The organism is Kitasatospora sp. McL0602 (genome assembly GCF_052076145.1).
Lineage (GTDB): Bacteria > Actinomycetota > Actinomycetes > Streptomycetales > Streptomycetaceae > Kitasatospora.
Genome location: NZ_CP197246.1, coordinates 7132218 through 7150921, shown reverse-complemented (window position 1 = coordinate 7150921; position 18704 = coordinate 7132218). Strand labels below are relative to the sequence as shown.

The 18704-nt window shown below is 72.0% G+C and carries 14 protein-coding genes and 1 pseudogene; 5 read left to right on the top strand and 10 right to left on the bottom strand.

The features are described 5' to 3' along the window. Window positions 1-16 precede the first annotated feature (16 nt). Genes ACR68M_RS32295 through ACR68M_RS32270 form a run of 6 tightly spaced genes read right to left on the bottom strand, consistent with a single transcriptional unit; the run spans window position 17 to window position 6915 of the window. The gene (locus ACR68M_RS32295; RefSeq protein ID WP_441247695.1) at window positions 17-913 is read right to left on the bottom strand and encodes a 3-oxoacyl-[acyl-carrier-protein] synthase III C-terminal domain-containing protein; all 897 of its coding nucleotides are present in this window, start codon (window positions 911-913) and stop codon (window positions 17-19) included. A gap of 38 nt (window positions 914-951) precedes the next feature. Then, window positions 952-1791 (bottom strand): hypothetical protein, encoded by an 840-nt coding sequence (locus tag ACR68M_RS32290; protein ID WP_441247694.1) that lies wholly within the window; start codon window positions 1789-1791, stop codon window positions 952-954. Next, window positions 1788-3362: a carbamoyltransferase C-terminal domain-containing protein gene (locus ACR68M_RS32285; RefSeq protein ID WP_441247693.1), complete on the bottom strand. Its 1575-nt coding sequence runs from the start codon at window positions 3360-3362 to the stop codon at window positions 1788-1790. The genes ACR68M_RS32290 and ACR68M_RS32285 overlap by 4 nt, the downstream gene beginning before the upstream one ends. Then, window positions 3356-4876: an amino acid adenylation domain-containing protein gene (locus ACR68M_RS32280; RefSeq protein WP_441247692.1), complete on the bottom strand. Its 1521-nt coding sequence runs from the start codon at window positions 4874-4876 to the stop codon at window positions 3356-3358. The genes ACR68M_RS32285 and ACR68M_RS32280 overlap by 7 nt, the downstream gene beginning before the upstream one ends. A 44-nt stretch (window positions 4877-4920) precedes the next feature. Continuing rightward, window positions 4921-6660, bottom strand: coding sequence for a condensation domain-containing protein (locus tag ACR68M_RS32275; RefSeq protein ID WP_441247691.1), 1740 nt, complete (start codon window positions 6658-6660; stop codon window positions 4921-4923). A gap of 39 nt (window positions 6661-6699) precedes the next feature. Beyond that, a complete protein-coding gene (locus ACR68M_RS32270) occupies window positions 6700-6915 on the bottom strand; it encodes an MbtH family protein (RefSeq protein ID WP_441247690.1) in 216 nt (71 codons plus the stop codon). Between the two features lie 240 nt (window positions 6916-7155). On the opposite strand from ACR68M_RS32270, the gene ACR68M_RS32265 reads away from it, so the two are divergent. Next, window positions 7156-7812: a hypothetical protein gene (locus tag ACR68M_RS32265; protein WP_441247689.1), complete on the top strand. Its 657-nt coding sequence runs from the start codon at window positions 7156-7158 to the stop codon at window positions 7810-7812. A 28-nt stretch (window positions 7813-7840) separates the two neighbouring features. After that, a pseudogene (locus tag ACR68M_RS32260) lies at window positions 7841-8602 on the top strand (transposase); the annotation flags it as partial. Between the two features lie 184 nt (window positions 8603-8786). Here the strand turns inward: ACR68M_RS32260 and ACR68M_RS32255 are convergent. The 4 genes from ACR68M_RS32255 to ACR68M_RS32240 all read right to left on the bottom strand — a co-directional run bounded on the left by ACR68M_RS32255 (window position 8787) and on the right by ACR68M_RS32240 (window position 16000). After that, window positions 8787-9797 carry a quinone oxidoreductase family protein gene (locus tag ACR68M_RS32255; RefSeq protein WP_441247688.1) on the bottom strand — a complete coding sequence of 337 codons (1011 nt, stop codon included), beginning with the start codon at window positions 9795-9797 and terminating at the stop codon, window positions 8787-8789. Window positions 9798-10395: 598 nt separating this feature from the next. After that, window positions 10396-12327: a hypothetical protein gene (locus tag ACR68M_RS32250; protein WP_441247687.1), complete on the bottom strand. Its 1932-nt coding sequence runs from the start codon at window positions 12325-12327 to the stop codon at window positions 10396-10398. After that, window positions 12324-13631 carry an ATP-grasp domain-containing protein gene (locus tag ACR68M_RS32245; RefSeq protein WP_441247686.1) on the bottom strand — a complete coding sequence of 436 codons (1308 nt, stop codon included), beginning with the start codon at window positions 13629-13631 and terminating at the stop codon, window positions 12324-12326. Before ACR68M_RS32245 ends, ACR68M_RS32250 begins: the two co-directional genes overlap by 4 nt. Beyond that, window positions 13628-16000: a non-ribosomal peptide synthetase gene (locus ACR68M_RS32240; protein WP_441247685.1), complete on the bottom strand. Its 2373-nt coding sequence runs from the start codon at window positions 15998-16000 to the stop codon at window positions 13628-13630. Before ACR68M_RS32240 ends, ACR68M_RS32245 begins: the two co-directional genes overlap by 4 nt. Window positions 16001-16294: 294 nt before the next feature. Here ACR68M_RS32240 and ACR68M_RS32235 point away from each other — a divergent pair, with 294 nt between their 5' ends. From ACR68M_RS32235 to ACR68M_RS32225, 3 genes are read left to right on the top strand one after another with little or no spacing between them, the layout of a single operon-like run. Next, complete coding sequence (locus ACR68M_RS32235) at window positions 16295-16948, top strand: 2OG-Fe dioxygenase family protein (RefSeq protein ID WP_441247684.1); 654 nt, start codon at window positions 16295-16297, stop codon at window positions 16946-16948. A 15-nt stretch (window positions 16949-16963) separates the two neighbouring features. Next, a complete protein-coding gene (locus ACR68M_RS32230) occupies window positions 16964-17242 on the top strand; it encodes an acyl carrier protein (RefSeq protein WP_441247683.1) in 279 nt (92 codons plus the stop codon). Continuing rightward, entirely contained in the window at window positions 17239-18645 is a 1407-nt protein-coding gene (locus ACR68M_RS32225) for a hypothetical protein (RefSeq protein WP_441247682.1), read from the top strand. Before ACR68M_RS32230 ends, ACR68M_RS32225 begins: the two co-directional genes overlap by 4 nt. The last annotated feature ends 59 nt before the right edge of the window (window positions 18646-18704 follow it).

The following is an 18704-nucleotide window of genomic DNA, read 5'->3' as shown; positions in this document are numbered from 1 at the left end:
CAGTTGGTTCGGGCGGTCAGCCGAGCCGCTCGACCGCGAGCGAGGTCCAGGAGTTCGGGCCGTCCCCGAACGCCAGTACGTGGTCTCCCGGCCGGATCTGCCCGGTGTCCGCGCAGTGCGCCAGGGACACCAGGACGTCTGCGGAGAAGCAGTGCCCGAACTCGGCCACCGGGCCGACCAGCAGCCGGTCGACGGGCACGCCCATCGCCGAGCAGAGGAACTGCTGGCTGATGGTCCGGTAGTTCGGGAAGAGCAGGTGGTCGAAGTCGGCCGGCTCGCGTCCGGTCCGCCGGGTGACCGCCCCGGTGGCCGTGCCGGAGAGCGCCACCGTGCCCAGGATCCGGTCACCCTCCTCACCCGCTGCGGCGGTGGAGTCGGTGGCGGTCGACACCGCGTGCACGGCGTACCGGGCACCGGCCACGTCGAGCGCCTCGGCGGTGACCAGACAGGCCGCGGCGCCGTCGCTGACCACGGAGAGCGTGTCGGCCTGGCTCCGGTCACCGTCCAGCACCCGATCGGCCAGCAGGACCAGCACCCGGCGGTGCTCGCCGGCGGCGATGGCCTGCTCGGCGAGCAGCAGGGCGGGGCCGAGGTTTCCGCAGTCGTGCCCGGACACCCGCAGGTACGCGGTGGCGGGGAGGTCGAGCGAACTCACCAGGCGCACCAGGGAGTCGCTGCTCCCGTGGTCGTTCTCGGTCACGTAGACGAGCAGGTCGGGCGGCTCCGGGCAGTCCGCGAGGGTACGGGCGGCGGCCGCCCGCGCGAGCTCCCAGATCTCCCGGTCGCTGGCCCGGTACCAGCACAGGCCGGTGTCCGGGCCGAGCAGTTCCGCGTCCAGCTGTCCGGACAGTTCGGCGATGCTTCGTCGTTCACCGTGCTCGTACGCCACGGCAGAGAGGTGGAGCTCAGTCATGTCGGGAAGGCTCTCCGTCAGCGGTCAGCGGTCAGCGGTCAGGTCCAGCTGACGACGGTGCGGTCGTCGATGAACCCCATCAGGAAGGACAGGTTGGTGCGGTTGCCCGTGCTGGCGTCCACGGCGTGCACGTAGGAGCCGTTGAACACGTAGACGTCGCCGGGCCGGACGTCGATGCGCAGCTCGTCGAAGCCGTCGAGGGCGTCCGCCGGGTAGGAGAATCCGGTGTGCTCGATCCCCAGCCGTCGCCGGCTGGCGGCGTCGGGGCGGATGTTCCAGATGACCAGCCGCCCGCCCTCCTCGTGCTCGACACACATGTTGACGGCGCAGACCTCGTGGTCCAGCACGGCCTGGATCTCGAAGCCGGCCTGTCGCGGGTCCGTGCACTGTGCCGCGTCCTCGTGGGGTTCGAGGGCGAACCTGCCCGCCTTGTCCCAGGCCCGGATCAACGCCGGGCAGGCCTGGGCGCCCTGGTGCTCCGCGATCCGGATCACGGCGTCCTGCCGGGCGAGCTCCTCGGCCAGCTGCGACCTGAACGACCGCCACGGCGAATCCGGTACGTCGAGCACGCCCCGGACGTGCGCCACCACCTCCGCGGTCTCACCGAGATAGGTCTCGGTCGACTTGTTCCAGTGGTAGGAGCCGACGTAGTGGGAGGGTTCCCCCTCACGGTGCCGGCGGGCGGGGCTGGCCCAGAACCTGGCCACCGACTCCTTGCGGGCCGCCTCCGGGATCACGTCCCGGAAGATCACGCCGAGCCGCCTGCCGTGCAGCACGTCCACCACCAACTCGGGGGCGAACTCGGCCCGTTCCTCGAGGCGGAAGAAGTCGGGAGCCGCCCGGGTGCCGGCGAGCGGTCGCCGCTGGTCCGGCCTCACGCGGCCGGCTCCCGCCGCACCGCGAACGTGTCACCCACGACGTAGCCGTCCAGGCCGTGCTCCTCGCCGTACTTGATCAGGTCGCTCGTCCGGTTGATGAATCCGCGCCCGGAGAAGTTGAGCGAGGTGTTGCACAGCACGCTGAAGCCGGTGTTCTCGCGGAACGCCGTGAGCAGGCGGGCCATCTGCGGGTTCTGTTCCGCCGTCACCGTCTGCGCCCGAGCCGTGCCGTCGACGTGCGTGACGGCCTGGAGATCCTCGGACACCACCTGGCTGAAGTAGAGCATGTAGGGGTCGGGGATCGAGCCTCGGAACCAGCGGTCGGCGTCCTCCTCGAGGCAGATCGGCGCGATCGGCCGGTAGCCTTCACGCTGCTTGATCCGGTTCAGCCGGGCCGTGGTCTCCGGGCTGAAGGGCGCCGCCAGGACGGATCGGTTGCCGAGCGCACGCGGGCCCATCTCGCAGCGCCCCTGCGCCCAGCCGAGCACCTTGCCGTCGGCGAGGCAGGCGGCCACCTCGGCGTAGTCCAGCGGTCGCACGTCGTACGCCACCGGGTCGAAGCCGGCGTCCTCGACGAAGGCGTCCCCGGCGTAGACGTCCCAGGAGACCGCGGCCGAGCCGGTGTAGTGCAGCTGGGCGTCGATCGCCGTGCCCAGGGCCGAGCCGCTGTCGTTCGGGCAGGGCGGCACGAACACCTCGGGGAAGAGCCCGCACTCGCGCCAGCGCCGGTTCCACTCGCAGTTGAGCGCGCAGCCGCCCGAGATCAGCAGCGGGTAGCCCTCGGTGAGCGCCCCCTTGGCGTACTGGTAGAAGCGGTCGAAGACGGCGTCGGACAGCTTCGCCGCCAGGTTCCGGTACTCCTGGGAGTCCACGCCGATGTTGTGGAACGGCGTCCAGGTCATCTCGTCCTTCGCCAGGCGGAGGATGATCTCCTCCTGGTCCAGGATGAAGTCGATGAGCCGCTGCTCGTCCCCGGTCATCGCGGTCTGCTGCGCGAAGCCGGTCAGGGCCATCTGCTTCCCGGCGTCCTGCAGCCGGAGCAGGCCCTTGTTCGCCGGGAAGTGCGGATCGGCGAGCGCGAACAGGTACGCGTACTTGTTCCCCGGGTCGGCCAGGACGTGGCGCAGGTGGGTGACCGCGCCGACTTCGTCGATCAGGTAGAACGACCCGATGTTCCCCTCCCAGACCAGGCAGTAGCAGGGCTGCCCGGGTGGGAACGGGGAGAGGCCGAACGCGGACATGATGTGCGACCGCTCGTGCGTCGAGGAGAAGACCCGGACGTCCCGGCCGAAGAACCGTGCGGCCTCGTCGGAGACCGCCCCCGGCCCCACCCCGAAGTAGCCGGTCCGGGAGGGGGGCTCCACGGAGTGGTTGCCCTTGACCCACCCCCCGACCGCCAGGGCGTCGGGTAACCGCCCCAGCCGTTCCGCCGCGACCAGCAGCACTTCGGCGGTCAGCCGGTCGTAGCGCGGGAACGAGTCCTTCTCCGCCTCCAGGGAGAAGAGGAGCCGCCCGTCCTCGATCGCGGCGATCGCGCCGTCGTGACCTTCTTTGAATCCGAGTATCAGCATTCCTGCCCACCTCCGAGCGGCCGGCCCGCTTCGCAGCTGACCAGGGCCGTGCGATCGAGCTTGCCATTGTGCGTCAGGGGGAACTCGTCCAGCAGGACGAACCGGGAGGGCACCATGAACTCCGGCAGCCGCCCGGCCGCATGGGCCCGGAGGTCCTGCCCGGTGGCTGCGCCGCCCGGTTCCCGGTGCGTCGTCAGATAGGCGATCAGGTGCCGGTCCGCCGGATCGTCGCCGGTGGCGACGACGACTGCCCTGCCGACCGCCGGATGTGCCGCCAACGCGGCTTCCACCTCGGCGAGTTCGACCCGGACGCCGCGGATCTTCACCTGCCCGTCCGCCCGGCCGACGAACTCCAGGGGCTCGTCGGCGTGCCACCGCACCAGGTCGCCGGTACGGTACATCCGCCCGCCCGGACTGCCGAAGGGGTCGGCGACGAACCGCTCGGCGGTGGCCCCGGGCCGGCCGAGGTATCCGTGGGCCAACCCCTCCCCGGCGGCGTACAGCTCGCCCACCTCCCCGTCGGGCACCGGTCGCAGGCGCCCGTCCAGCACCCGGACGTGCTTGCCGCCCAGGGCGCGGCCGATCGGCACCGAGGCCCGCGCCGCGCTGTCCGGGGTGACCCGGTGCGTGGTCACGAAGATCATGCACTCGACCGGTCCGTACCCGTTGACGAACCGCAGTCGCGGGAAGGCCCGGACCACCTGCGCGGCGTGCTCGGGCGAGAGTCGCTCACCGCCGACGAGCAGGTCGGTGAGGCCCGCGAAGGCGGCCGGGTACGCGTCCGCGATCACGTGGAAGAGGACGGTCGGGAGGTTCATGGTGGTGATGCCGTGCCGCTCGACGAGCTGCGCCATGCGGATCGGATCGGGGCTGCCCGGGTGGAGGACGCAGGCGCCGCCGGAGAGCAGCGGGCCCCAGAGTTCCAGGGCGAACGCGTCCCAGGAGACCGGCGCGCACTGCAGCCAGACCGTTTCGGGGCCGAAGCGGGTGTAGCTCTGTCCCTCGATGGTGGCGACGATCGCCCGGTGCGGAGCGGCCACGCCCTTCGGCCGCCCGGTGGAGCCGGAGGTGAAGATGACGCAGGCCGGGTCGGCGGGCCGGGCGCCCACGGTGCCCCGGGGCAGCGCCCGGCCGTCGCCGCCGGTCGGCGCGACGAAGCGCGCCGAGGTGCCGAGCCGCCGCACCTGCGCCGCGTCCTCGGCCACCACGACCGCAGGGCGGGTGTCCTCGACCATGCCGCGCAGCCGGTGCTCCGGGAAGTCCCGGTCCAGCATCACGTAGCCGGCCCCGGCCTTCAGCGTGGCGAGGATCGCCACCACCATCCCCGGCCCGCGCTCCAGGTGGATGCCCACCAGGGAGCCGCGCCGCACCCCCGCGTCGACGAGCCGCTGGGCCAGTCGGTCGGCGCGGAGGTCCAGCTCGCCGTAGCTCAGTTGCTCGTCCTCGGCGGCCACCGCCGGCGCACCGGGCGCGGCGGCGGCGCGGTCCTCGAAGATCTCGTGCAGGCACCGCATGAGCGGCTCCGGATCACCCGGACCCATGGCGACTCCCCCGTCGGCTAGACATCCTGACCTGCCGTCACGACGCCACCGTCCGGCCCCGCGGGCCGGCGGGAGATCGGCGGCAGCGGATTTGGCCGGGCGACCGCGCCGATCCTGCGGGCGACTCCCGCCGCGGTGGGTTCGTCGAAGAACTCCCGGATCCCGAGCCTGACGCCGAGCACCGAGCGGATCCGGCTGACCAGTCGGGTCGCCGCCAGCGAATGCCCGCCGAGCATGAAGAAGTCGTCCTCGGGCCGCACCGAGGTCCGCTTGAGGACCTCGGAGAACAACTCGCACAGTGTCTCCTCGAGCGGCGTGCGCACCCCCGGCTCCACCGGCGGGGACACCTCGCCCCGGGGCGCCTTCGCCGCGCTCACGGCGGTGCCGTGGTGCGGCAGCGGCCTGGTCCGGTCGAGGGGGAAGCCGATGTCGGCCCGGTCGAGCGGCGCGTCGGGCAGCTCGACCACGGCTTCGAGGAGCCGCACCAGACTCCTGGTCAGCAGGGCCGCGGTCTCCGGGTCGAACAGGTCCACGGCGAAGGCCAGGGTGCCCTCGATGCCACCCGGCCCGCCCTCCGCCGTGTGGGTCTCGTTCAGGTCGAAGATCAGGTCCAGCACCCCGGCGTTGGTGTCGATGCTCTCGTGCCGGGCCTGGACGTCCTTGAGCCGCAGCTCGTTCGCGAGCCCGTCGTAGCAGGCGATCGCGACCTGGCAGAGCGGGTGCCGGTCGAGCGAGCGCTCCGGGTTGAGCGCGTGCACGACCTTCTCGAAGGGGAGCTCCTGGTGCTCGTAGGCGGCCAGGTCGGTGTCCCGGACGCGGCCGAGCAGCCGACGGAAGCTCGGGGCACCGGCGGTGTCGACCCGTAGCACCACGGTGTTCACGAAGAAGCCGACCAGCTCGCCCAGGGCGTCGTCGGGGCGGTCGGCCACCGTGGTGCGCACCGGGATGTCCGTCCCCGCCCCCAACCGGGTCAGCAGGGCGACGACTGCCGCGTGCAGCACCATGAACATGGTGGCCTCGCTGCTCAGGGCCAGCTCACCCAGCCTGCGGTGCAGTTCGGCCGCCACCCGGAACGGTGCCGTGCCGAGCACCAGGCTGGGCGCCGGCAGCCTCGGACGGTCCGTCGGCAGCGCCAACTCCTCCGGCATTCCGGTGAGTTCGGATCGCCAGTAGGCCAGGTGCCGGGACATCGCACTCTCCGGGTCGTCCTCGTCCCCGAGCACCGCGCGCTGCCAGACCGCGTACTGCGCGTACTGCACCGGCAGCGGGTCCCACTGCGGTTCGGCGCCGGCGAGCCGGGCTTCGTAGGCCAGGGACAGGCCCTGCCAGAACGGCCCGGCCGACCAGGCGTCCCACGCGATGTGGTGGAGCACCACGACCAGCAGGTGCTCCGCCGGCCCGACGACGAACAGCCAGGCGCGCAAGGGCGGATCCACCGTCAGGTCGAACCCGCGCCCGGCGGCCTCGGCCACCGCCGCACCCAACTCCCGCTCGCCCGGCTCGACCACCACCAGCTCCGGCCGGCCCTGCGCCGGGGCGAGCACCTGCTGGTGCGGGCCGGCGTCGCCCATCGGGAAGACCGTGCGCAGGACCTCGTGCCGGACCGCCACGTCACCGAGCGCCGCCTCCAGCGCCCCGGCGTCCAGCGGACCGGACAGCCGGAACGTCTCGGCCGAATTGTGGGCCGCCGACAGCCCCTCCACCTGGTTCAGGAACCACAACCGCTCCTGTGCGAACGACAGCGGTGCCGCAGCCACGTCCCCTCCATTTCCTGCTTCCGATGTCGGGCGGGACGACTAGGGTGCGGTGGTTCGGGCAGCTCGCACGAGACTCGCCGGCCTCATGTCCGTCCAATTCCCCTCGATGAACTCGATGCAGGTCGCACGGGCCGCTGCCCGATGGGCAATCCGCCAACCGTCCGGGACCTCGGCGAACTCGGGCCACAGGGAGAACTGCCCCTCGTCGTTGACCAGCACCACATAAACGGCTCCAGGGTCATCGAACGGATTCATCGTCCACCTTCCCGAACTCCCAGCTATCCAGGCCACTAGAACCGACCGACCCGGGCGTGCACAAGCGGTGTTCAACCGCCAGGATCTGTCAGTTGCACATCGCCGTCGGGAAGGACGGTGCAAGCGACCGGAGTTGACCCCGGGGCGCGCAGGCTACGATCGGGGAATTCGATCCGGGCCTCGGGGCCGTTCCGGAACTTCCGTGCGCACCCGGCCATGTCCAGTCGAGGATTGGGGACGATGGTGATCAGGATCGGCCTCGTGAACATGCCCTTCGCCGATTGGCGGCGGCCGTCCTTCGCACTCAGCCAGCTGGCTGCGCTGACCCGACAGGAATTCCAGGACGAGGTAGACGTCAGCGTCCGCTACCTCAATCAGGACTTCGTCAGCTACTTCGGCGCCGAGGCCTACGCCGAGCTGTCGCAGGACGTCGAGCACTTCACCAGCGGCGTGGGTGGCTGGCTGTTCCGGGATGTTGCCTTCCCGGATTCACCGGACAACACCGAGGAATACTTCCGCCGCTACCACCGCCGGGACCACTGGCAGGATTTCCGGGAATACCTGGTGGACCGGCGGCGCGGCATCGCGGACTTCTGCGCCCAGCTGGTGGAGCGCCATCACCTCGATGCGATGGACGTCGTCGGGTTCACCTCGAGGTTCACCCGGAACACCGCCAGCATCGCACTGGCACGGCTGGTCAGGCTTCCCCGGCGAACCCGCCTCGGTGTACGAGAAGTACGAGCAGGACATTCCACTGCTCGCCCACCTGCCGCCGCCGTCGGGCGCCCACCTGATCCGCTTCGACCGCTACAGCCCCTATTTCATGGACCCGGACGGGTTCGGCCTGCAGCTCCAGCCGCTGGACTTCTACCAGCTCGTCTAAGGGCTGTCCCGTAAGTGATCTTGCTGTGCGATGATCTTGGTCGTGGCTGGTGTGATCACGGCGTCCGTGCCGTCCTGGATAGAGCCGTTTACCGGGCTGAGCCCGCGCACCTTCGGCAAGTTGGTGACCCAACTCCGCCGCGAGGGCGCCGACGCTCCGGGCCGGGGCCGGCCGTGGAAGCTGCCGCTGGAGGACCGGGTGCTGCTGGTCGCCGCCTACTGGCGGACCAACCTGACGCTGCGCCAACTGGCCCCGCTGTTCGGGGTGTCGAAGTCCCCGCCGACCGCGTCATCGACCATCTCGGGCCGAAGCTGGCGCTGCTGCCCCGTAAGCGGTTCGCGAAGGACACGGTGCTGATCGTGGACGGCACCTTGGTGCCGACCCGCGACCATAAGGTGGCCGAGCAGTCGAAGAACTACCGCTACTCCACCAACCACCAGGTCGTCATCGAAGCCGACACCCGCATGGTCGTCGTGGTCGGCCGGCCGCTGCCGGGCAACCGCCACGACTGCCGGGCGTGGGCCGAGTCCGGCGCCAAGGCCGCCGTCGGCAAGACCACCACGATCGCCGACGGCGGCTACCCGGGCACCGGGCTGGTCATGCCGCACCGCCGCCGCAGGGGCGAGGAACTGCCCGACTGGAAAACAGGCCCACAACAAGTCCCACAAGCAGGTGCGCGCCCGCGTCGAGCACACTTTCGCCCGCATGAAGACCTACAAGATCCTGCGTGACTGCCGCCTGCGCGGCGACGGCGTCCACCACGCCATGCTCGGCATCGCCCGCCTGCACAACCTCAACCTCGCGGATAGGCGAGCAGACCGAACCTCAGCCGACCACATCCTCACCAGCCCCAAGATCATCTACGGGACAGCCCTTAGAAGCGAAAGCTCCTTCTCTGGCAGGCGCCCGCGCGTTGAGCGGGTCATCGTGACGGCACCCCAGTACGGGACCCAGGTATCCCGGCCGTGTCACCCAGCGGAACCCTGCATCAGCTGCGCGTCCCCTCGCGGTATCCAATAACGGCTGCATCCGGTACAACGAGCAGCTTGCCGGTGGTACGCCGAGCCTCCAGATCGCTGTGGGCCTGGGCGGCCTCGGACAATGCGTAGCGGCCCGTTACGGTGACCTCGAGCGCCTTGGAGCGCACCCACTCGAACACATCGGCAGCCCGTCGGAGCAGTTCGGACCGATCGGCGATGAAGTCCCCGAGGCTGGGCCGGATCAGGGTCAGCGAACCGCCCTGGGCGAGCCGAATCGGATCAAACGGCGGCACGACACCACTTGCCGCGCCGAAGAGCACGAGATGGCCGCGGGTTCGCAGGCTGGCGAGGCTCGCATCGAAGGTGTGCGCGCCGACGCCGTCGAAGACAACCGGCAGTCCCTGACCGCCGTTGAGCCGCCTCACCTCGGCTGCGAGATCGTCGACTGCGGAGGAAAGGATCACCTCAGCGGCCCCGGCACGCTTCGCCACCTCGGCCTTCGCCGCGGTCGACGTCGTGCCGATCACCCTGCCGCCGAGGTGGGTGATGAGCTGGGTCAAAAGGAGCCCCATGCCACCAGCAGCCGCATGCACGAGTACCGTGTCGCCCCGCTGGACCGGGTAAGCGTCTGTGACGAGATAGTGCGCGGTCATCCCTTGCAGGAGCACGGCGGCGGCGGTCTCGAAGCCGATATCGTCGGGCAGCGGCACCAGCCGCGAGGAGTCCACGACGGCCCGCTCGGCATAGGTGCCGGGAATCTCCACCCAACCGACCCGGTCCCCCACGGCGACGTCAGCCACGTCCGGTCCAACTTCGACGACCGTGCCAGCGCCCTCAGTGCCCGGGGTGAAAGGCAGCGGGAGGACATATCGACCCTCGCGGTGGTAGACGTCGAGGAAGTTGACCCCGGATGCGGCGACCTCCACGACCGCCTCGCCCGGACCCGGCCGCGGCTGGTCCACATCGGCCTCCTGCAGCACCTCGGGACCGCCCACTTCGTACACCTGAATCGCTCGCATGACCCTCCAATAACGGCTCTCATCCGCCACCAACTCCGTTGATGGGGGTCCGATTCCCGGCATGCAGATCAACGCCCGTCGGCGCCACACGCCACGACCAAGATCATCGCACAGCAAGATCACTTACGGGACAGCCCTTAGCCGTTCGGCGATGACAGCATCGCGAAGCTCGCCTACTTCTTCTCGGACGAGAACCTCTCGCCCTACATGCTGGACGCGATCGAATGGCTGGAGCCGATCAACCGGCTGATCGACAGGTGGCAGGAGCAGTGGAACGGCGACGGACCGGTGCCGCAGCTCTCACTGTCGACCGGCCCGCACGGCGCACCGGAGGTGCTCGACACGCGCACGGGCACGCCGCGGACCTACGAGCTCGACGACCCGGCCGCGTCGGTCCTGCGCAGGCTCTCGTCGCCGATGCGCACGGTCCGCCTCGCCGCGGCACTGGGCAGCGAGGCGGACCGACGCATGGCGTTCCTGCGGGAGCGGGGCCTCCTCTTCGAGGAGGGGGACCGGGCGATGAGCCTGGTGGCCGTCGAGCCCGTCGGACGAGCAGGCGGCGGCCGGGCTGGACGTCATCAACTGAGCCGAACACCCCTCAGGTCTGCGGCCGGACCGCCACCGGCCGGGCCGCGCAGTGCACCTGCCCGGCGGCCACCACGAACCCCCGGACGACGTGCTCGTGGTGGGCGAAGGCCTGCTCGGTGATTGTGACCTCGACCCGCAGCCGGGCCTGGCTCCCCGGCCGGAGCCGCACCCGCTGCGGCTCCGGCCCGATCAGGCCGTGTGCCGCGGCCTTGGCGACCTGCACCACCACCGCCGCCGTGCCGCACTCCGCGTCTTCCGCCGCCGTGACCGTCAGTTCGACGGCCACCGTGCCCGGACGCGGCCAGACCTCCGGGCAGTCGATCGTGATCATCCGGATCGGTGAACCGGCGGGCAGGTCGAGCACCGGCCCACACCGGTGGCAGGCCAGGACCTCCCGCTCCAGCCGGGGATGGGCCGGGTGACGGCCGGTCACCACGGCCGTCGGCCCACCGCAGTAGGGGCAGTGCCCGCTGCCCGGCACGGCCGTGGTCTCCAGGATGTCCTCCCAGACCTCGCTCGGCGGCGACTCGCTGACCTGCGCGAAGTCGTGGAGGTCGAGCGCCACGTCGAACTCCGCGTCCGCCACCAGCTCCAGCAGCCGCTCGACCGGGGCACCGTCGGCAGCCGTACCGGCGCCGGACGGATCCCGCCGGAGACCGGCCACCACCTCGCCGACCCGGGTGTCGAGGTCGGCCAGGCCGCCGACCGGCAGGAACCCGGCCAATGGCAGGTCCCGCAGCCCCTGGATCGCCCGGCCGGCCTGCCGCAGCCGGGCCCGGACGCCGTTCTCCCCACCCGGCTCGGCCCCGGCGAGCAGCGGAGCGAGCCGGTCGAGCCCGACCGGCCCGACCGCCGGCACGGGTGCCACCCACGGCAGGCCGAGCAGCAGGTGGTGCGGCACTTCACGTCCGGCGGCCTGCTGGTTCAGCAGGACGCAGAGCTGACCCACCGTGGCGCCGGCCGCCGCTGCCCGGTGGGCCAGCCGGTTGAGCCGGACGTCGGGGACCATCTGGTGCACGGCGCCGATGAAGGCCGCGGCGATGCCGTTCCGGAAGGCGTTGGTCAGCTGGTGGTCGGCGGCCACCAGGCCGTGTCCGGGCCGCCAGGCCATGCAGCTGTTGGCGAAGACGGCATCGGCCCGGATGTCCCGGGCCAGGAGGACGTCGGCCGAAGCGACCCCCGCCCGGAAGCACTGCCCCGAGAACGTGCAGCCGGGCGCACCGGCGGACGGCACCGCGGGCCCGGCCGGGTCCGGGTCGGCTCCGCAGACCACGGTGTCCCGGAGGATCAGGCCGTGCTCCCGGCCCGCGGTGGCGAACGACACCAGGCCGTGCCGCTCGGAGAGCAGCGGTGCGATCACCTCGGCCCGAGCGTCGTCGCCCACCACCCAGCGGGTGCCGGGCGGGTCCGCCTGCTCCCGGCCGCCCCACGGGGCGACACACAGCTGCGGGTGGGCAGGCGGCTCCCGCAGGGCGCAGCCGAGCCCCTTGGCGATCAGCCAGCTCAGTTCGGCCGCGTCCCGGCCGAGCAGGACGCCGAGGGCGGCCGTGCCGCGACCCTCCCGGCGCAGTGCGGCCGTCGCCGCGAGGGTCGCGAGCACCAGCTCCAGCGACAACTCGTCGGCGAGACCTGCCAGTACGACGTGCTCCGCCTCGGCCGCGCCCGCGCGGACCTCGCGGGGCCCGCCCGCCAGGAACCTCCCGCCGACCCGCTCCGCGAGCGCCGCGCCCACCGGCGCGGCGGCGGAACCGAGCGGTACCACCACCAGCACCCCGCCCGCCGGCCCCGGCGGCGCCCCGGCCGGCCCCTCCCCCAACAGCTCGCGGAGTTCGCCGACCCGGCCGGCCGCCGCCCCCAGCAGCGGGATCCGGGCCGGGTCGCGCAGCGCGTCCAGGTAGTCGGGCAGGTGCTCGTGGGTCGAGAACGGCCCGGCGGCCGTCATCGCGGCACCGGGACCGGGGCCGGGTCGATCGTGAAGCCTCCCGGCCGCCCGACCCGGGAGGCGATCCGCCGCACCTCGAGGTGGTCGGCCCGGACCTGGGCCGGATCGGTGTGGCCGAGCACCGCCACGCCGAGCTTGTGGGAGTCCATCAGGTCGAGGGTCTCGGGCACCTCGTCGCCGTCCGCGACGTTGATCTTGAGATGGCAGCAGGACGGCAGCTCGGTGATGGCGTTCAGGCCGTCGATCCCGCTGATCCGCCCGGCCGAGCCGACCGCGAAGAAGACCACCAGGACGGTCATCTCCAGGTCGTAGTCGGGGCGGATCGCGGCCTCCCCGCTCAGGTGCCGCACCGTGCGGTCGATGAGGTTGTCGCCGGTGGCCAGCTGGCAGGCCCACGGCTGCGCGCCGCCCGGCGGCCGGGCGTTCACCTCCATCAGCAGCGGCCCACGATCGGTGAGCATGACCTCGGTGTGCGCGACGCCGAACCGCACGCCGAGCGCGTCGAGCACCCGCTCGGTGTACCGCAGCAGTTCGGCGTGCCCGGGGGCGTCGAACGGCACGAACTCCATGCTCTCGTAGATCGCCATCCGGCCGCCGGTGGACCGCTTGCGGTACCGGACGATGTCGGTCACGGAGTGCACACCGTCGTGGCTGAAGGTGTCCACCGCGTACTCGACGCCGGCGACGTGCTCCTGCACGACCACGTCGGTGAGCCGGATCCCGTGCCGGCTGACCGAGCCGGCCAGGCCGGTGACGGCCTCCCGCCAGCCGGCCCCGCCCGGGTGCCGGGTGACGCCGTCGGTGCCGGAGGCGTTGGCGGGCTTGACCACGAGGTCGCGCCCGGTCAGGCCCTTGGCGCGCAGCCAGTCGGCGACCTGGTCCGGATCGCGGGTGCACAGGCCCTCGACCACCGGCAGCCCGGCGGCGGCCACGGCGGCGTACATCGCCCCCTTGTGCCAGCGCGCTGCCGCGAGCGCGGGCAGGTTCGCGCGGTCCGGGGTGAGCTCCGCGGCCAGGCGGTCGGCGAGCCGCACGCCGTGCTGCTCGCCGGGGAGGATCGCGACCGGCGCCAGCTCGCGCAGCCGGTCCAGTACCGGGTCGAGCAGGTGCGGGGTGATCGGTACGGAGTCGTCGGCGCCGTACTCGAGGTGGTGGTCGAAGTCCGCGGCCCGGAAGGAGGCGGCCAGCGGGGCGGCCGACCGCAGCGTGACCCCGCAGGTCGAGAACCCGGCCCGGCGGAGCGCCGGTGCGTACATGTTGCCCGAGGAGTAGGGCTCGACGACGACCACGACCGGCCTGCTCATTTCGCCCCCCGCAGCGCCGCCCGGCCGGTCGACTCGTCGATCCGGGCCGCGAGCAGCTCGATCGTCGGGCACTCGAAGATGTCGCCGATCAGGACCCGCCTCCCCAGCTCGGTCCGGACCTTGGCGATCACCCGGGTGGCCAGCAGTGAGTGCCCGCCGAGCTCGAAGAAGTCGTCCGTGAGCCCGATCCGGGGCACCGCGAGGACCTCCCGCCAGATGCCGAGCAGCAGGGTGGCCGTCGCTGACGGCGGCTCGGTTGGCGGTGCCTCGACCGACGGCCCGGCATCGGCGGAGGCCGGCCCCGGCACGCCGAGCGCGGCCCGGTCGAGCTTCCCGGTCGGGGTGAGCGGCAGTGCGGGCAGCGGCACGAACCGGGCGGGCACCATGTGCTCGGGCAGCAGGCGGGCGGCGTGCTCGCGCAGCGCCCGGTCGGTCGGCGGCCGCGCGGCGTCCCGGGCGACGACGTACCCGACCAGGCTCCGCCCGGTGGCGTCCTCGTACGGGGTGACCGCCGCTTCGGCCAGCTGCGGGTGCTCCAGCAGCTTCGCCTCGACCTCGCCGAGCTCGACCCGGTGCCCGCGGATCTTCACCTGGTGGTCGGCCCGGCCCAGGAACTCCAGCACCCCGTCCGGCCGGTGGCGGGCCAGGTCACCGGTGCGGTACATGCGGCTGCCGGCGACCGGGCTGAACGGGTCGGCGACGAACCGGTCGGCGGTCTGCCCGGGACGGCCGGCGTAGCTTCGGGCGAGGATGTCACCGCCCACGTAGACCTCCCCGGTCACGCCGATCGGAGTCGGCTGCAGCGCCTCGTCGAGGAGGTGGACCAGGGCGTCGGTGATGGGGCGTCCGATGGGCGGCAGCTGCGGCCAGTCGGCCGGGTCCCCGCGCAGCCAGTGCGTGGTGGCCACGCTGGTCTCCGACGGGCCGTAGCCGTTGCGCAGCGCGCAGCCGGGCAGCTGCGCCAGCCAGCGCACCAGGTCGGGCGCCATCAGCAGCTGTTCGCCGCCGGTGACGAGGGTGCGCAGCCGCAGATCCCGGGGCCGATCCTGCCGCACCGCCCAGTGCGCGATGTTCAGCAGGCCGGAGTAGGGGGCCTCCAGATGGTCGATCCCTTCGGACTCCAGCAGGTCGAGCAGCGCCTCCGGGTCACGCCGTACCCCCTCGTCGGGCAGGAGGACCACCCGGGCGCCGGCGTGCCAGCCGCCGAAGATCTCGCAGAACGAGGCGTCGAAGCTGAGTGCGCTGAACTGCAGCACGTTCGCCTCGGGCGCGATCGCGGTCTCGGTCGCGTACCAGTCGGTGATCCGGACCAGGGCGCGGTGCGGCATGGCCACGCCCTTCGGGCGGCCGGTGGAGCCGGAGGTGTGCATCAGGTAGGCCAGGTTCTCCCCGTGCACCGCCGTGTCGGGGTTGCCGGCGGGCCGGTGCGCGAGGTCGCAGGCCGCCAGGTCGTACACCTCCCACCCGCCGCCGGGCAGCTCCGCCAGCCGGTCCGTGAAGGCGCCCTCGGTGAGCACCAGTCGGGGGGCGCAGTCGGTGAGCACCTCGGCGGTCCGCGCCGGCGGCGCGGTGACGTCCAGCGGCACGTAGTACCCGCCGGCCTTGAGCACGGCCAGCATGGCGGTGAGCATGGCGATGGTGGAGCCGCCGTAGAGTGCCACCGCGACCTCCGGCCCGACCTGCCGCTCGCGCAGCCAGTGGGCCAGCCGGTTGGCGTCGGCGTTCAGTTCCGCGTAGCCGAGCGTGGTCCCGCCCTGGGTCAGGGCGGCTGCCTCCGGGGTCCGCCGGGCCCAGGTCTCCACCATCCGGTGCACCAGTGCGACGGTGGGGACGGAGGCCGAGGTCCGGGACCAGTCGCCGAGCAGCAGGGCTCGTTCGGCGGGCGGCAGGACGGCGAACCGACCGACCCGGGTGGCCGGTGCGGCGACGACGGCGGCGAGCAGGGTGTGCCACCGCGCCGTCCAGCGGTCGGCCTCCTCCGGCTGCCGGCCGCCCGGGGCCAGCTCGTCGATGCGGGTGTGCAGGCCGTCGGCCGCCTGAACGATCGTCAGGACCGGTCCGTGGCCCGGAACATCGGGCTGCGGTTCGCCCGGCGCTTGCCGCCGCAGCCGCGCCAACAGCTCGGCGAACGGCGGGTCGTCGGTCAACTCGCAGTGGAACTCCCGGATCCGGGCCGGGTCCCCCGCCGTCACGGTCAGCGTCCGCTCGCGCTCACCGCCGTGCCGGACCGCCAGCACCGCGCAGGCGGCGAGGAGCGTCAGCTCCAGCGGCACGTCGTGCGCACGGCTCAGCCGGGCCAGCCCGTCGGCCAACTCCTCGGGCAGTCGGACCGTGTTCCTGGGCGTCGTGGGATCCGGGCCAGCGGCCATGTCGCTCCTTCACGTGTGGCGTCGAGGGTTCCTGACGAGAAGTCGAGAGTTCCCGGCGAGGACCGGACCCCGAATCCCGCCCGTCCATCAGCCAGAAGCCAGTAACGGCCAGGGCCTGAGCATCCGTCAAGGTACTTCGGGAGCAGCCGACTTCGCTCGTACGACTGAGAACATCTGACAGTTGCACACCTCGCCCGAGCAGCACCGGCCGACCGGCATCCGTGCACCTTGACAGGGCCTCGCCGGGCCATGAGCCTGGGCACAATGACCATGCCAATGTTTTCGTTCGGCAATGTGCGCGAAGATCTGCACTGGAACTGCGACGACGACTGGGAAGGCTTCGGCCGACTCTGGGAGAGCCTCCCCCTGGACCCGCACATGGGGGACGGGGGAACCTACCGGCGCCGGAAGCACTCCGCGATTTCCTACACGTTCGACAGCGGCGCCATCCACCTGCTCGACCACGAAGGGTTCCTGCAGAGCAGGGAGATCAACCGCCTCAACGGCGGCGTGGTGCGCCGGTTCGAACCGGTCGACCCGGCCCTGCTGGACACGTCGGTGATGCACCGGCTGCTGGCCCACTTCACCGGACACATCGCCGACACCGCTCGGCCCACCCGATCCGGGGCGCCCGGCGGCAGGGTGAACATCCACCAGCACCGCATCACCGCCAGCGGGAGGCAGCCCGGCAATCCGACCCCGGAAGGGATCCACCGGGACGGCGTCGCACACATCGTCATGATGCTGGTCGCGCGGGAGGACATCTCCGGCGGCTCCAGCACGCTCCACGACAACACCGGAACGCCGGTGTTCACCCGCACCCTGACCGAGCCCGGCGACTACATCTTCCTCGACGACCGCACCTGCCTGCACTCCACCACCCCGGTGACGGTGGCCGCACCGGCCGCGCAGGGATACCGCGACATGCTCTTCCTCGAGTTCTGCTGACGGAGACCAGATCCCATGAGCCCGGCCCACCCGACCCCCACCCCCGAACTCCTGCGCGAGATCTGGCGCGAGATCCTCGAGCTGGACCAGGTCGACGACGAGGCGAGCTTCTTCGCGCACGGCGGCAGGTCGATCGACGCCCTCCGCCTGATCAACCGGATCCGGAGCGTCTTCGGGCTGGAGATCACCGTACGGACCGTGATCGAGGCACCGACGGTGACCCGGCTGACCCTGGCCCTCCGTCAGGCTCCACCGACCGCTCCCCGGCCGAGCCTGACGGGGGAAGCGGGGTGACCACGCGTCAGCAGTCCCGGCCGGCCGCGCCCGCGCGTTCCGGCCTCGGTCTCGCCTACCGCGAGCAGTTGGCGCGGGACGCGGTCCGGATCGAGGACCTCAACCGGGACGCGGCGGCGGACCGGCTGCTGCGGATCGCCTACCCCGGGGACTTCCTCCCGACGCCGGTGTTCATCTCCGCCGCCGAGCGGGCCGCACTGCTGCGGGACTGCGGGACGGTCTACCGCCTGCTGACCGAACTGCCGCAACGGCTGTTCGACGGCGATCCGGGCGCCTTCGCCGAGGCCCTCGGCCTGACACCGGTCCAGGCGCGGCTCGCATGCCGCGCCACGGCCGGCCCCCCGATGATCCGCCTGGCCCGCGCGGACGTCTACCGCGACACCGAGGGCTTCAAGCTCCTCGAGATGAACATCTCCAGCTCCATCGGCGGCGGGGAGATCGCCACGCTCAACCGCGCCATGCTCGGTCACCCGGCGCTGGCCCGCTTCACCGCGACGCACGGGCTCGGCTACGTCGACACCATGCAGCACTACGCCGCGACCGTCCGCGCCGCCTGCGGGGGCCTACGCGACAACCCGGTCGTGGCACTGGCCGAGTGGCCGGAGACCTTCCCGGACTTCGAGCTCTGGCTGCACGTCACCGCGTCGCTGCTGGAGGACATGGGGATCGAAGGCGTGCCCTGCCACGTCGGGGAGTTGGTCGTGCACCCGGACCGGGTGGAGGTGCAGGGCCGCCCGGTCGACGCCGTCGTCCGGTTCTTCCTGCTCGACGAGATCCGCACCCCGGAGCAGGCGGCCCTGCTCGAACCGCTGCTGCGCGCCGTCGAGTCGGGCACCGTCCGGCTGCTCAGCCGGATGGACACCGAACTCTACGGCAACAAGGGGGCGTTGGCCCTGCTGTCGGACGACCGCCACCGCGCCACCTGCACCCAGGACGAACGGGCCTGTCTCGACCGCTTCCTGCCCTGGACGCACTTCGTGCGACCGGCCCTGCGCCTGCCGGACGGCGCGGTGGTCGAGCTGGAGCAGTACGCACGGGCCGAACAGCGGGGCCTCATCCTCAAGCCGGTGCTGTCCCACCGGGGCATCGGCGCCGTGCCCGGGTGGACCGTCCCGGCAGAGCGGTGGCTCGACGAGGTCCGGCGCGCCGTGGGCGGCCCGTACGTGCTCCAGCGGCGCGTCGTTCCCACCCCCGAGGTCTTCCCGGCACCGGAGGGCAGCGAGCACGAGCTTTACCTCAACTGGGGCGTGTTCGTCACCGATCCCTCGATCACCGACTCGGACGGCTACGGCGGGTGCTACATCCGGGCGAGTGACGACCCACAGATCGGTCTGCTCAGGACGGGCACGGACACGAAGTACGCATGCGCCTTTCACGAAAAAAATGTCGCACCCGAAGTTTGAAAGAGATCCGTCCGCGATATACCCGACCGGCTGGATCGTCCGCCTCCCTGAACCCACGA

Excerpts from the sequence above, each read along its gene's own strand:
- ACR68M_RS32240 (WP_441247685.1), bottom strand. The coding sequence starts at position 16,000 with ATGGCCGCTGGCCCGGATCCCACGACGCCCAGGAACACGGTCCGACTG.
- ACR68M_RS32245 (WP_441247686.1), bottom strand. The coding sequence starts at position 13,631 with ATGAGCAGGCCGGTCGTGGTCGTCGTCGAGCCCTACTCCTCGGGCAAC.
- ACR68M_RS32295 (WP_441247695.1), bottom strand. The coding sequence starts at position 913 with ATGACTGAGCTCCACCTCTCTGCCGTGGCGTACGAGCACGGTGAACGA.
- ACR68M_RS32250 (WP_441247687.1), bottom strand. The coding sequence starts at position 12,327 with ATGACGGCCGCCGGGCCGTTCTCGACCCACGAGCACCTGCCCGACTAC.
- ACR68M_RS32255 (WP_441247688.1), bottom strand. The coding sequence starts at position 9,797 with ATGCGAGCGATTCAGGTGTACGAAGTGGGCGGTCCCGAGGTGCTGCAG.
- ACR68M_RS32270 (WP_441247690.1), bottom strand. The coding sequence starts at position 6,915 with ATGAATCCGTTCGATGACCCTGGAGCCGTTTATGTGGTGCTGGTCAAC.
- ACR68M_RS32265 (WP_441247689.1), top strand. The coding sequence starts at position 7,156 with ATGGTGATCAGGATCGGCCTCGTGAACATGCCCTTCGCCGATTGGCGG.
- ACR68M_RS32230 (WP_441247683.1), top strand. The coding sequence starts at position 16,964 with ATGAGCCCGGCCCACCCGACCCCCACCCCCGAACTCCTGCGCGAGATC.
- ACR68M_RS32285 (WP_441247693.1), bottom strand. The coding sequence starts at position 3,362 with ATGCTGATACTCGGATTCAAAGAAGGTCACGACGGCGCGATCGCCGCG.
- ACR68M_RS32280 (WP_441247692.1), bottom strand. The coding sequence starts at position 4,876 with ATGCGGTGCCTGCACGAGATCTTCGAGGACCGCGCCGCCGCCGCGCCC.